The organism is Streptomyces sp. NPDC002032, from assembly GCF_042890765.1.
Lineage (GTDB): Bacteria > Actinomycetota > Actinomycetes > Streptomycetales > Streptomycetaceae > Streptomyces.
On record NZ_JBIASM010000021.1, the window covers coordinates 111,758 to 123,537 of the forward strand.

11 protein-coding genes, 1 tRNA gene and 1 pseudogene are annotated in these 11,780 nt (G+C 71.7%); 7 read left to right on the forward strand and 6 right to left on the reverse strand.

What is annotated here, in order from left to right; genetic code table 11:
- Positions 1 to 192: 192 nt before the first annotated feature.
- Positions 193 to 283, reverse strand: a tRNA-OTHER gene (locus ACFYYT_RS32590).
- 156 nt (positions 284 to 439) lie between these two features.
- Between ACFYYT_RS32590 and ACFYYT_RS32595 the strand changes: the two genes are divergently transcribed.
- Entirely contained in the window at positions 440 to 820 is a 381-nt protein-coding gene (locus ACFYYT_RS32595) for a hypothetical protein (protein WP_030237785.1), read from the forward strand.
- Positions 821 to 920: 100 nt separating this feature from the next.
- Here the strand turns inward: ACFYYT_RS32595 and ACFYYT_RS32600 are convergent, their stop codons facing one another.
- Positions 921 to 1,277: a nuclear transport factor 2 family protein gene (locus ACFYYT_RS32600; protein ID WP_351825165.1), complete on the reverse strand. Its 357-nt coding sequence runs from the start codon at positions 1,275 to 1,277 to the stop codon at positions 921 to 923.
- A 287-nt stretch (positions 1,278 to 1,564) separates the two neighbouring features.
- Between ACFYYT_RS32600 and ACFYYT_RS32605 the strand changes: the two genes are divergently transcribed.
- The gene (locus tag ACFYYT_RS32605; protein WP_351825168.1) at positions 1,565 to 2,851 is read left to right on the forward strand and encodes an aminotransferase class V-fold PLP-dependent enzyme; all 1,287 of its coding nucleotides are present in this window, start codon (positions 1,565 to 1,567) and stop codon (positions 2,849 to 2,851) included.
- Positions 2,852 to 2,942: 91 nt separating this feature from the next.
- Here the strand turns inward: ACFYYT_RS32605 and ACFYYT_RS32610 are convergent, their stop codons facing one another.
- Positions 2,943 to 3,476 carry a flavoprotein gene (locus ACFYYT_RS32610; RefSeq protein ID WP_351825171.1) on the reverse strand — a complete coding sequence of 178 codons (534 nt, stop codon included), beginning with the start codon at positions 3,474 to 3,476 and terminating at the stop codon, positions 2,943 to 2,945.
- A gap of 113 nt (positions 3,477 to 3,589) precedes the next feature.
- Here ACFYYT_RS32610 and ACFYYT_RS32615 point away from each other — a divergent pair, with 113 nt between their 5' ends.
- Positions 3,590 to 4,765, forward strand: a complete 1,176-nt coding sequence (locus ACFYYT_RS32615) for a helix-turn-helix transcriptional regulator (protein WP_351825174.1) — start codon at positions 3,590 to 3,592, stop codon at positions 4,763 to 4,765.
- A 92-nt stretch (positions 4,766 to 4,857) separates the two neighbouring features.
- Positions 4,858 to 5,187, forward strand: a complete 330-nt coding sequence (locus ACFYYT_RS32620; RefSeq protein WP_351825177.1) for a DUF6415 family natural product biosynthesis protein — start codon at positions 4,858 to 4,860, stop codon at positions 5,185 to 5,187.
- 181 nt (positions 5,188 to 5,368) lie between these two features.
- On the opposite strand, the gene ACFYYT_RS32625 is transcribed toward ACFYYT_RS32620, so the two are convergent.
- Genes ACFYYT_RS32625 through ACFYYT_RS32635 form a run of 3 tightly spaced genes read right to left on the reverse strand, consistent with a single transcriptional unit; the run spans position 5,369 to position 10,060 of the window.
- Positions 5,369 to 7,078, reverse strand: a complete 1,710-nt coding sequence (locus ACFYYT_RS32625) for a nitrite/sulfite reductase (RefSeq protein ID WP_351825180.1) — start codon at positions 7,076 to 7,078, stop codon at positions 5,369 to 5,371.
- A gap of 34 nt (positions 7,079 to 7,112) precedes the next feature.
- Entirely contained in the window at positions 7,113 to 8,318 is a 1,206-nt protein-coding gene (locus tag ACFYYT_RS32630) for a hypothetical protein (protein ID WP_351825183.1), read from the reverse strand.
- A complete protein-coding gene (locus ACFYYT_RS32635; protein WP_351825186.1) occupies positions 8,315 to 10,060 on the reverse strand; it encodes a hypothetical protein in 1,746 nt (581 codons plus the stop codon). Before ACFYYT_RS32635 ends, ACFYYT_RS32630 begins: the two co-directional genes overlap by 4 nt.
- A gap of 301 nt (positions 10,061 to 10,361) precedes the next feature.
- On the opposite strand from ACFYYT_RS32635, the gene ACFYYT_RS32640 reads away from it, so the two are divergent.
- From ACFYYT_RS32640 to ACFYYT_RS32650, 3 genes and pseudogenes are all read left to right on the forward strand, one after another.
- Entirely contained in the window at positions 10,362 to 11,045 is a 684-nt protein-coding gene (locus tag ACFYYT_RS32640) for a phosphoadenylyl-sulfate reductase (RefSeq protein ID WP_388610249.1), read from the forward strand.
- A 35-nt stretch (positions 11,046 to 11,080) separates the two neighbouring features.
- Positions 11,081 to 11,626, forward strand: coding sequence for an adenylyl-sulfate kinase (cysC, locus tag ACFYYT_RS32645; RefSeq protein ID WP_388610251.1), 546 nt, complete (start codon positions 11,081 to 11,083; stop codon positions 11,624 to 11,626).
- Positions 11,623 to 11,780: pseudogene (locus tag ACFYYT_RS32650) on the forward strand (sulfate adenylyltransferase small subunit); the annotation flags it as partial. The gene cysC and the pseudogene ACFYYT_RS32650, both read left to right, overlap by 4 nt.

The following is an 11,780-nucleotide window of genomic DNA, read 5'->3' on the forward strand; positions in this document are numbered from 1 at the left end:
GATGGAGGTGGGGGGAAGAGGTGCGTTCCGTCGACGGGGCCCACGGGCGGACGGGCCGGACGCGGTCGCTCCGCGGGTCCGGGGACGGGACGGGCGCTCACCGGGCCCCGGCACCGCCGTGGGCCCCTCATGCCGAAGACACGCGCACCCCTGGTACCGGATCGGGATGCGCGTGCCTGGGATGAGCACCAGCGGAGAGGGCAGGATTCGAACCTGCGTGGGCAGAGCCCGTCCGGCGAGTGAACCCCACCGGACCCCATTCGGCCGCTTTGGGAACCTCTCCTCGGCCTTTCTGTGCCATCAGCTTGGCATGCGGCGGCTGACACGGTGCTGATGGATATCTGAGAGGGAAATCGGAGAACCGGTCAGGGGCCCATCAGTGGCGACTGGGATAGTCGAAGGCGATCGAGCTTCTTCATCTGGTCCCAGGGGAGTTCCCGTGAGCGCCGAAACCGCCAAGATTGCCGTATCGCGTCTGTACGCCGATGAGAACGGCGAATCGCATTTCATCGACGAGACGCTGGAGGTGACGGCGGTGAATTTCGCGCCGCCCGCCCCTTCGCTCTTCGTTTCCGAGGGCGTGCCGGCCAAGCAGGCCGTCTACCTCTACATCCCGGCCGGCTGGTTCGGCGACTTCCACCCGGCGCCGCGCCGCCAGATCATGACCCTGGTCAGCGGCCGGATGGAGTGCGGGGTCAGCGACGGCACCTGGCGCACCTTCGTCCCCGGAAACACGCAGCTGGTCGAGGACACGCACGGCAAGGGCCACGCCACGAAGGCGCTGGAGGACTGCGTGATGATCGTCTCCCAGCTGGGCTGACGCGCCGGACGGCACACGCGCGGGAAAGCGGCGCGCGGCAGGGAAAACGAAGGGGGCACGGGCCGCTCGCGGCCCGTGCCCCCTTCGTTTTCCCCGGGGATCAGCCCTTGATGTAACCGAAGCTCTCGGCGATCAGGCCGCCTTCCAGGCGGGTCACGTTCACGCCCCGCACGAAGTCCTGCGGGCCGCCGCCCCAGCGCAGCGTCCAGCGGCACACGGCGCGCTCGCCGGCCGTCCAGACCTCCTCCACCTCGAAGGTCATCTGCTCATTGGCCGCGATGGCGGTCCAGAACTGGAGACATTCGTCGTAACCGACGTGCTTCGAACCGTCGGGAGCCGGTCCGGAGTTCTCCAGCCGGCAGTTCTCGGCGAGGAGGTCTTTCAGCAGGCTCGCGTCGTGCTGCTGGAATGCCTGGTTGAACTGGTCGATAACCTTGCGTGTCTGCTCGTCGGACATCGGGGCTCCTCATGTCTCATGGCTCGGCGCGGGCGGCCCGCCGGTCGGACCGGGCCACAGGAGAAAGTAATACAGTCCAACAGCCCCTGGAGTCCACGCACTTCGGGTAACCGGTTGTTCCGGCCAATTTCGTCAGTCGCACGTCAGTACCGGCCGCCTAGGTTAGTACTATGACCACAGCAGACAGTGCGCCTCTCGCATTGGCCTATCAGCAGGCCATCGAATATCTGGCGGGCCTCGCCGATCGGCCGGTGGCTGCCACTGCCGGCTCCGAACAATTGCTGAAAATGTTCGGTGGCCCGCTGCCCGACGGGCCAGTCGAGGCGACCGACACCATCGAACTCCTCGGCCGGGCCGTCGCCGAGGGCGGCATTCCCACCGCCAACGGCCCCCGCTACTTCGGCTACGTCACCGGCGGCACTCTGCCCGTGGCCATCGCCACCGACTGGCTCGTCTCCGCCTGGGACCAGACCGCCAGCCTCTACAACCTCTCGCCGGCCGTCGCCGTCGCGGAGGACGTCGCCGCGCAGTGGGTCCTGGAACTGCTGGGCCTGCCCGCGCACGCCTCCGTCGGCTTCCCCACCGGCTGCACCATGGCCCACCTGACCTCCCTGGCCGCCGCCCGGCACAAGCTCCTCGCCGAGGCCGGCTGGGACGTGGAACGCCGGGGCCTGGGCGGCGCACCCGACGTGGCCATCGTCGCCGGCGCCCAGCACCACATGACCATCGACCTGGCCGCCCGCTACCTCGGCTTCGGCACCGACCGCATCCGCAACGTGCCGGTCGACGCGAAGGGCCGGATGGTCCCGGCCGAACTGGAGGCCGTCCTCGCCGGGATCGACGGGCCGGTCATCGTGGCCGCGCAGATCGGCGACGTCAACTCCGGTGCCATCGACCCCGTCGGCGAGATCTGCGACATCGCGCACCGGTACGGGGCCTGGGTGCACGTCGACGGAGCCTTCGGCCTGTGGGCCGCGGCCAGCCCGGAACTGCGGCCGCTCGTCGAGGGCGTCGAGCGCGCCGACTCCTGGGCGCTGGACGCCCACAAGTGGCTCAACGTCCCGTACGACTGCGGCATCGTCGTCATCGCCCACCCCGAGGCGCACCGGGCCGCCATGCTGAACGAGCGGGCCGGCTACCTGCCGCCCGGCACCGACGGGGAGCGCGACGCCATCGAGTGGGTCCCCGACTTCTCGCGGCGCGCCCGCAGCCTGCCGGTCTGGGCCGCACTGCGCTCGCTGGGCCGCTCCGGCGTCGCCGACCTCGTCGAGCGCTGCTGCGCGCACACCCGGCGCTTCGGCGAGCACCTGGCCGGTGTGGAGGGGGTGGAACTGCTCAACGACGTCGTCCTCAACCAGCTGATGGTCCGCTTCGGGGACGACGACCAGGTGACGCGGAACGTGATCGCCCGCATCCAGGACAGCGGCGTCTGCTGGTTCGGCGGAACCCTCTGGGAGGGACGGGCCGCGATGCGGATCTCAGTCGTCAACTGGCGTACGACGCGGGAGGACGTGGACCGCAGCGCGGCCGTCATCCGCGAAGCCCTCACAGCGGAACTCGCCGCCGCCTCCTGACTCCGTCCCTCCGCCACCCCCCACCCAGGCCGGGCCCGCCACCCACGGGCCCGGCCTGCCGGCGTGCCGCCTTCGCGCGATGGGGCCGCCACTAACGGGCTTGCTCGTCGACCGCGTCCAGTGCCAGGTCCCACGGGTAGGGCCGCTTCTCCCCGGGCGCGTTCGGTTCGAAGCCGTCCGGTCCGTACAGCACCTGGACCCCGGCCGTGCGGAGGGTTTCCAGAGAGAGGGGCAGCTGGGGGTGCTGGGCGTATGCCGAGTTCACGCACGGCATCGTGGTCATCGGGATGCCCTTGCCGATGCCCTCGGCGACGAATCCGACGAGCCAGGTATCGGTGATGCCGAGGGCCCACCGGTTGATGGTGTTCGTCGTCGCCGGAGCCACGAGCACCGCGTCCGCCGCAGGCCACACGTCCGGCTGACCGGGCCGCTTGTAGCGCGAGCGCACCGGGTGCCCCGTCAGAGCTGCCAGCCCGGGCAGGCTGTCCTCGAGCCAGTCGGCGGCCACGGGGGTGAGGCCCAGGCAGACGTCCCAACCGCGGTGCTGTGCCTCCTCGACCACACCGGCGATCTCGAAAACCGGCGGGGCCGCCGAGCACAGCAGGTACAGAGTCCTCGTCGTCATGACGCCCGAGCCTATGCAATCGCCCCCGATCCGAGTGGAGTCGGGGCGATGGCGCAGGCCCAGCGCACCGCGCGGGTACGGTCCTTGATGACGAGTCTTGGACGGAGTCCGGCATGCCTCTACCCAATGATGACCACACCGGTTCCCGAATCCGGCAACAGCGGCGGCTGGCCCGCCTGACGCAACGCGAGTTGGCTGACCGGATCCCGTACAGCCTGAGTCTCCTGAATCAGGTCGAGTGCGGTGCACGCCCCGCGACTCCAGGCTTCGTGGCGGCCGTGGCGCACGCGCTGCGCGTGGACACGTCCAAGCTGACCGGACCACCCGCGGTGACCGCGCTTCCCGCTGACCGGCTGCTCGCGCTGGTCGCCCCGATCCGGGAAGCCCTCGACCGCTTCGACCTTGGACCGAACCCCGACCTCACCCACGTACGGCCCGCCCCGGAACAGATCGCCGAGGCTGACACCTTGTGCCGACAGGTGAGGGCCACGCACCTGCGCGCCGCGGCTCGCGCTCTGCCCACCCTGACCGCAGAGCTGACGCACACCGTGTGGACGGAGCCGTCCACGGCGTCGTGGCGGGCCCTCGCGTCGGCGTACCGAAGCGCTCACGACGTGGCGTTGAAGCTCGACCACCCGGACCTTGCCCGTGTCGCCCTGGACCGGATGGGCTGGGCCGCAGGCCGAGCCTCGGACCCGTGTATCGAAGCCGTACAGCGATACAAACGTGCGATTCTGTGGCGTTGTGCAACCAGCGGGCCGCTGATCGAGTCGGGTCATGCCCTGCTCGCCGGGGAAACGAGCCGCGAGGCGCTCGCCGTGACTGGGCAGCTCCATCTCGGCTTGGCCACCGTGGCGGCGAAGAACGAGGACGCGACCGCAGTGGAGGCGCATCTCGCCGCCGCTCGGGAGATGGCGGACCGAATCGGTGGCGAGGCGGGCGAAGTGCACTGGCTTTCCTTCGGGCAGGTCAACGTCAAGCTGCACGAGCTCGGCACGTCGATCACGATGAGCGACTTCGACGAGGCCCTCGGCCGGGCCCGCGCGTTGAAGCTGCCGCCGTCGACGCTGACATCGCGGCGCGCCCGTTATCTGGTGGACCGCGCGTTGGTGGAGATGGAGGCCGGTTCGGCCAAGACGTCGCTCAGCTTCTTGGCCGAGGCCAGGAAGGTCGCACCTGAGCAGACGCGGCACCTGCCGGGTACTCGGGCCACGATTCGTGGGTTGGTGCACATGTCGCGGCGGGCGCCGGACAGCTTGGGTGGGATGGCGCGCTGGGTGGGTTTGTAGCGCTCATGGCACTCACAGATCTGTGAGCATTCGTGCCCCGGCGTGCTCCCACACTCGTCATCACACCCACTGACGACGGCAAGGAGCACGGCATGAACCCCGGCGAGACGCAGACCATCGAAGAACTCATCAGGCGCGCGATCGTGCCCTACTCGGACCGGCCCGACGCCGAGGCCGTCGCTTACCTCATTGACGATCTGATCACCCACGGGCAGGTGCTGCACGCCCAGGTGGCCGCGATGCCCAGCGGTCAGCGGACCGAGCGCGTCGGCGCGGCCCTGGCCGAGTGGGCGTACTTCGCCGACGCCGGCCCGACGGGGCGGGGCGACCACGCGAACTGGAACCATGCGCGCGCCTTGGCCCGGATTCTGCGGAACCTGGCCGCGGCGCCCGCCGATCGACGGTCGGGTTTCGTCCGGTGAGGGAGTGGCAGCGGCAGTCGCTGTACGTCGTCAGCGTGCTGGTCGTACTCGGCGCTCTGCTCGTCGGGATCACCCGCAGCTGAGACTCCGCCTTCGGGCACCCCGGACCGGGAGGGGCCGGGCACGCGCAGCGGCCCGGCAGGGTGGGGGTGCCGGGCCGCTGTGGGTGGAGGTGGGGCGGTTACTGGAGGGCGGACTCCTCGCAGGCGGCGACCCAGGCCGCGAAGGTCTGCGCGGGGCCGGAGCGCCCGGCGAGATAGGCGCGGGTCAGGCGTTCGACGTAGTCCGGGAGGTCCGCCGCCGTGGTCTTCAGGCCCCGGACCTTCTTGCCGAAGGCCCCCTCCTGGTCCGCGGCCAGCGCCAGGCTGCCGCCCAGGTGCACCTGGAAGCCCTCGACCTGCCGGCCGTCCTCGTCCGCGACCAGCTGCCCCTTCAGGCCGATGTCCGCGACCTGCGTGCGGGCGCAGGAGTTGGGGCAGCCGTTGACGTTGATGCCGAGGGCCACGTCCTCGCCCGCCAGCCGCTTCTCCAGCTCCGCCACCAGCGTCGCCGCCCGCTCCTTCGTCTCCACGATCGCCAGCTTGCAGTACTCGATCCCGGTGCAGGCCATCGTGTTGCGCCGCCAGGGCGAGGGCCGGGCCTGGAGTCCGATCTCCGCCAGCTCCGCCACCAGCGGCTCCGGCTCGGCCACGTCCAGGACCAGGAGCTTCTGGTACGGGGTCAGGCGGATCCGCCCGCTGCCGTGCGCCTCGGCCAGGTCGGCCAGCGCCGCCAGCCGCGTCCCCGACAGCCGCCCGACGACCGGGGCCGCCCCCACGTACGAGAGGCCGTCCTTCTGCGGGTGCACGCCGATGTGGTCGATCGGCTCCGGCGGCAGCCCGGGCGGCGGCCCGTCGAGCAGCGGCCGGCCCAGGTACTCCTCCTCCAGGACCCGGCGGAACTTCTCCACGCCCCAGTCCGCGATCAGGAACTTCAGCCGGGCCCGGCCGCGCAGCCGCCGGTAGCCGTAGTCGCGGAACAGCCGCGCCACCGCCACCCACACGTCCGGGACCTCCTCCAGCGGCACCCACACCCCCACGTGCCGCGCGAGGATCGGCACCGTCGACAGCCCGCCGCCCACCCACATGCCGAAGCCCGGCCCGTGCTCGGGGTGCACCGCGCCGAGGAAGGCCAGGTCGTTGATCTCGTACGGGATGTCCGCCAGCCAGGACACCGCCGACTTGTACTTGCGCGGCAGGTTGGAGAGGGAGGGGTCGCCCACGTACCGGGCGGCGATCTCCCGTACGGCCGGGGTCGCGTCGAGCACCTCGTCCGCGCCCACCCCCGCCACCGGGCTGCCCACGATGACGCGCGGGCAGTCCCCGCAGGCCTCCGTGGTGGACAGGCCGACCGCCTCCAGCCGCCGCCAGATCGCCGGCACGTCCTCGATGCGCACCCAGTGGAGCTGGATGTTCTGCCGGTCGGTGATGTCGGCGGTGTTGCGGGCGAACCGCATCGAGACGTCGGCGATGGCCCGCAGCTGTTCGAGGCCGAGGGTGCCGCCGTCGCAGCGCACCCGCATCATGAAGTGCTCGTCCTCCAGCTCCTCCGGGGCCAGGGAGCCGGTCTTCCCGCCGTCGATGCCGGGCTTGCGCTGCGTGTACAGGCCCCACCAGCGCATGCGGCCGCGCAGGTCGTCGGGGTCGATGGAGGCGAAGCCCTCGCGGGAGTAGACCCGCTCGATGCGCTCGCGCACCAGCAGCGGGTCCTCGGCCTGTTTGAACTCCTCGTTGGCGTTGAGCGGTTCCCGCTCCCCCAGCGCCCACTGTCCCTCGGGGCGCTGGGCGGCGGTCCGTGCGGTCCGTGCGGTCCGTGCGGTCCGGACGACCGGCGGCGCGACTGTTTCCGTCATCTCCGTGTGCTCCTACGTGGGCTGGTGGAGGGGGTCAGGCGGTGCCGAGGGGCGCGACCGGGACGATCATTCCGCTGGGCAGCCAGCTCGTGGACTCCTCGTGGTGGTGGCCGCCGGCGCTGCCCGGCACGTAGAGCACGGCCGTGGCGTACAGCCGGGCGGGCGCCGGGCCCGCCGCGCCGCGCGCCGCGCGCCAGGCCTCGTAGCCGGCGGCGGTCGCGACCTCGCCCGGCAGGCGGCTGCCGAGCGCCGCCAGGTACTCCACCGCGGCCGGGCCGTTCGGCGCGTACCGCAACGCGATGAGCTGGCCCGCGCTCGGCGACAGCAGCGGGGCGGTGAACAGCCAGGGCGCCAGGTAGGTGCCCTCGGCGGTGGTGTGGCCCGCGGCGACGTCCCGGACGGCCGTGTCGGCGCCCGCCCAGCCGGCGGTGACCACCAGCGGCCGCCGTTCGCCGTCCGGCCCGCCGACGGAGACGCCCGCGCGGGCGGCGGCGGCGCGCACCTCGGCGGCGGCGGCCCGGCCGCGCGGCGAGCCGTCCTCGGCGAGGGCGAGGGAGCGGGCCCCGCGCCCGGCGAGGAAGCCCACGGTCTCGCGCAGCGCGGCCGCGTCCGCCTCCGTGAGCCGGTCGGCGGGACAGCCGGACAGGGGCTTCGTACTGCCCCCGACCACGGCCCCGGCGGCGGCGCTCGCGCACTCCGGCCCGTCGGCGCCCCGCACGTCCGCGGCGGGGCCCGCCGCGCCTCCCGCGCGCCCCGTGTCCACGGCCAGCGGGGCCGTCGCCCCGCCGGTGGAGACCCACACCCGGCCGGGCCCGGCCGGCAGTTCGACCGGCACCCAGGTCAGGGCCGACCCGGGGCGCCGTTCGCCCCGGGTCAGCCGGTCCCGGCCGGTTCCGGCGGCGGCGTCGGGGGCGCCGACGGCCACCAGGTTGTACCCGGGCCGGTTCGGCACCACCAGCACCGGAACCGTCCGGCCGCCCACCACGAGGGAGTCCAGCAGCGGGCCCCCCGCCACGGGCCGCGCGGGCGCGGGGGCGAGCGGCGGGCCGCCCCACCCCCCGGCGCCGCCCCACACCCCGGCGCCGCCCCACACCCCGGCCAGGACCGCGCCCGCCACCGCCACGGCGAAGTACGCCGTGGCGGTGGCGCGGTGGCGCAGCAGCCGGGTGCGCAGGAGCAGCACCAGGCCGAGCGCCAGGGCGGCGGTCAGGGCGACCGCCGCCACGAGGACGGCGTTCACCGTCGTACGACGCTGTCGCTGACCACGAACAGGACGCCGTGCGGCTGGGCGTCCCCGGTGTCGCCGTGCGGCCAGGACGCCCGGTTGAAGCCCACGCAGGGCTTGCCGGTGTTCTCGTCGCGGAAGGAGCGGTCCAGGGAGACCCGGCCGCGCCGGTCGAGGTCGAACATGCAGACCCGGTGGTCACCGCCGCCGCCGAAGGAACCGGCGACGAAGTAGTTGGCGACCGCGATCCGGCTGACGTCCTGCGTCTCGCGGTAGACGCCGTCCGCGCCCCGCTTGAAGTTGTCCATGGCGCCCCAGTGCGGGCCGCCCGCGCTGACGTCGCGGATCGGCACGGTGCTGACCAGCTCGGGGCAGTCCCGCTCGTGCCCGCCCCGGGTGGCCTCGGCCAGCTCGTCGACCGAGCACGTGGCGCCGTTCCCGGCCGCCAGGAGCTTCTGGATGTCCAGCACGTAGATCATGCCGGTGGTCTGGTCGAGGGGCTTGCCGTAGGGCACGGACTGGCCCATCACCGTGTGGAAGAGGAACCGGTCGTCGGGGCTGACGGCCAGCCAGCTGCCGTTGTCACCGCTGCCGGTGACGCTCTTGTCGTCCTGGAAGGACCGGTAGGCCGTCGTGTCGTCGAAGACCTCCTTCCATTGCGGGGCGGGTGCGGTGATGTCGGGGGTGTAGAAGACGGCCCCGCCGGCCATGGAGGAGACGAAGGCGCCCTTGTGGCCGGGCCGGTTGGTCAGCGCGGTCTCCATGACCACGCGGGACTCGCGGAAGAAGGCGCGCTGCTCCTGCGTCCCGCGCGGGCCGTCGGCGACCTTGGACACCGAGCGCAGCGTCGGGTCGTCGCGGTGGGTGATGTCGAAGACGCGTACGGTCTGGCGGGCCAGGTTCTCCCTCAGCTCCGAGTCGGGCGTCATGAAGTTGCGGGCCTCGGCGAAGTCGCTCGCCACCATCACGTTCAGGTCCTCGCGGACGGCCACCCCGTGCGGGTTGGCGCAGGTCGCGGCGGGCAGCGCCGGGACGTTGCCGCACTGGGCCGGATCCTCGCCCGCCGCCGTGGCCGCCGGGATCTCGGCGAGCGTGCGGCCGTCCTTGCCGATCCGGACGATCTCACCGGGGGAGCCGGCCGCGCCGTTGCCGACGCGCACCTGCCCGTTGGTGTAGGTGCAGGGGCCGGTGACGTTCGGGCCGCCCATGTAGGTGCCGTACGCGGTTCCGTCGCTCAGCACCTGGTAGGCGTCGGGCAGCGTCCCGCAGGGGGTGTCGACGGTCGAGTTGACCCCGGCGATGGTCAGCGCGGGCAGGGCCTTCGCGTCGAAGACGAACGTGGTGTCGCTCATGATGCCGCCGGCGTAGATCCGGTCGCCCTTGTGCCACACGTACTGCATGTGGTGCGGCTCGTTGCCGTTGTTCGGGCCGACGGTGACGGTGTTGGCCACCTTGCCGTACGTGGGGGAGCCGGGGGTGGCGTCGATGACGGTGAGGAAGTCGGGCGCGGGCTGCTTGGCCGGGCCGGACCAGACGAGCATCCACTGCCGTGCGGGGCCCTTGGCGGCGGGCACGAGGTGGTTGGTCGCCGAGTAGGTGACGCCGTCGGTGCCCTGGAAGGTGGAGGTCCAGGTCACCGGCGTGCCGGCGGCGGCGGGGTCCGCTCCCGTGAGCATGGAGGCGGTGAGTCCCACCGCCGACAGACAGAGTGCGAGGCGGCGTATCAGCCTTCCTCGGCGCAGTCCTTGCAGGCTCATTTCTCTGTATGCCCTCTCCGGGGGAAGTCGGCCGGAATGCGTAAACCATTCGGCATATTTTCCGGCCCACTATGGCACAAGGGTGCTGGCGGCCCGCTGATAACAGCCTTACCGCCCGCTGACCGCATACCGCACATCCACTCAATTCCTTGAATTGGCAGGCCAGGGGCACAGGGAGGCCGATTCGGCTGAAAATAGCCGCGATCAGCGAACCGTCAGTGATTTACCTGTCAACATTGCTAATCTCGGCGCAGCGAATTCCTGTCCGTGCACCGCTTCACCCCTGCGAAGGAGCTGCCGGATGGCCGATCTCGAAAAGCTGGCCGAGCGCGCCGGACGGGAACTGGAAGAGGCCCCCGCACCGGAAATCCTGCGGTGGGCGGCCGAGACCTTCGGCAGGAAGTTCTGTGTGACCTCTTCGATGGAGGACGCGGTGGTCGCCCACCTCGCCTCGCGTGCCTTCCCGGGCGTGGACGTGGTGTTCCTGGATACGGGTTACCACTTCGAGGAGACCATCGGGACGCGTGACGCGGTGGCGGCGGTGATGGACGTCAACGTCATCACGCTCACCCCGCGCCGGAGCGTGGCCGAGCAGGACGCCGCGTACGGGCCGCAGCTGCATGACCGCGACCCGGACCTGTGCTGCGCGCTGCGGAAGGTCAGGCCCCTCGAAGAGGGTCTGGCCGGCTATGACGCGTGGGCGACGGGCCTGCGCCGGGACGAGTCCCCGACCCGGGCGAACACCCCGGTCGTCGGATGGGACGAGAAGCGGCAGAAGGTGAAGGTCTCTCCGATCGCCCGCTGGACGCAGGACGACGTGGACGCCTATGTCGCCGAGCACGGGGTCCTCACCAATCCGCTGCTGATGGACGGTTACGCGTCGGTGGGGTGTGCTCCCTGCACCCGCCGGGTGGCGGAGGGCGAGGACGCGCGGGCCGGCCGCTGGGCGGGGCGGGGCAAGACCGAGTGCGGACTGCACGGCTGATGACGGACAGCGAATCCCTTACGGAGAAGAAGCAGATGAGCGTGAGCGACCAGGGTGCCACCGTGTGGCTGACCGGGCTGCCGAGCGCGGGCAAGACCACGATCGCCTTCGCGCTGGCCGAGCGGCTGCGTGCCGAGGGCCACCGGGTGGAGGTCCTCGACGGTGACGAGATCCGTGAGTTCCTTTCCGCGGGCCTCGGCTTCGGCCGTGAGGACCGGCACATCAACGTGCAGCGGATCGGCTTCGTCGCCGAACTCCTCGCCTCCAACGGCGTCAAGGCGCTCGTGCCGGTGATCGCGCCGTTCGCCGACAGCCGTGAGGCCGTGCGCAAGCGCCACGCCGCCGAGGGCACCGCCTATCTGGAGGTCCATGTGGCCACCCCGGTCGAGGTGTGCTCCGTCCGTGACGTGAAGGGCCTGTACGCCAGGCAGGCGGCGGGCGAGATCTCCGGCCTGACCGGAGTCGACGACCCGTACGAGGCACCGCAGTCCCCGGACCTGCGCATTGAGTCGCACACGCAGTCCGTCCACCAATCCGCGGCGGCGCTCCACGCGCTGCTCGACCAGAGGGGTCTCGCGTGACCGTCATTCCCCTGCACAAGGAAGCCGCCACCTTCGGCCATCTGGACTCGATGGAGTCCGAGGCGGTGCACATCTTCCGTGAGGTGGCGGGTGAGTTCGAGAAGCCGGTGATCCTCTTCTCCGGCGGCAAGGACTCGATCGTCATGCTGCACCT

Excerpts from the sequence above, each read along its gene's own strand:
- ACFYYT_RS32600 (WP_351825165.1), bottom strand. The coding sequence starts at position 1,277 with ATGTCCGACGAGCAGACACGCAAGGTTATCGACCAGTTCAACCAGGCA.
- ACFYYT_RS32605 (WP_351825168.1), top strand. The coding sequence starts at position 1,565 with ATGTTCGGTGGCCCGCTGCCCGACGGGCCAGTCGAGGCGACCGACACC.
- ACFYYT_RS32610 (WP_351825171.1), bottom strand. The coding sequence starts at position 3,476 with ATGACGACGAGGACTCTGTACCTGCTGTGCTCGGCGGCCCCGCCGGTT.
- ACFYYT_RS32615 (WP_351825174.1), top strand. The coding sequence starts at position 3,590 with ATGCCTCTACCCAATGATGACCACACCGGTTCCCGAATCCGGCAACAG.
- ACFYYT_RS32620 (WP_351825177.1), top strand. The coding sequence starts at position 4,858 with ATGAACCCCGGCGAGACGCAGACCATCGAAGAACTCATCAGGCGCGCG.
- ACFYYT_RS32625 (WP_351825180.1), bottom strand. The coding sequence starts at position 7,078 with ATGACGGAAACAGTCGCGCCGCCGGTCGTCCGGACCGCACGGACCGCA.
- ACFYYT_RS32635 (WP_351825186.1), bottom strand. The coding sequence starts at position 10,060 with ATGAGCCTGCAAGGACTGCGCCGAGGAAGGCTGATACGCCGCCTCGCA.
- ACFYYT_RS32640 (WP_388610249.1), top strand. The coding sequence starts at position 10,362 with ATGGCCGATCTCGAAAAGCTGGCCGAGCGCGCCGGACGGGAACTGGAA.
- cysC (WP_388610251.1), top strand. The coding sequence starts at position 11,081 with ATGAGCGTGAGCGACCAGGGTGCCACCGTGTGGCTGACCGGGCTGCCG.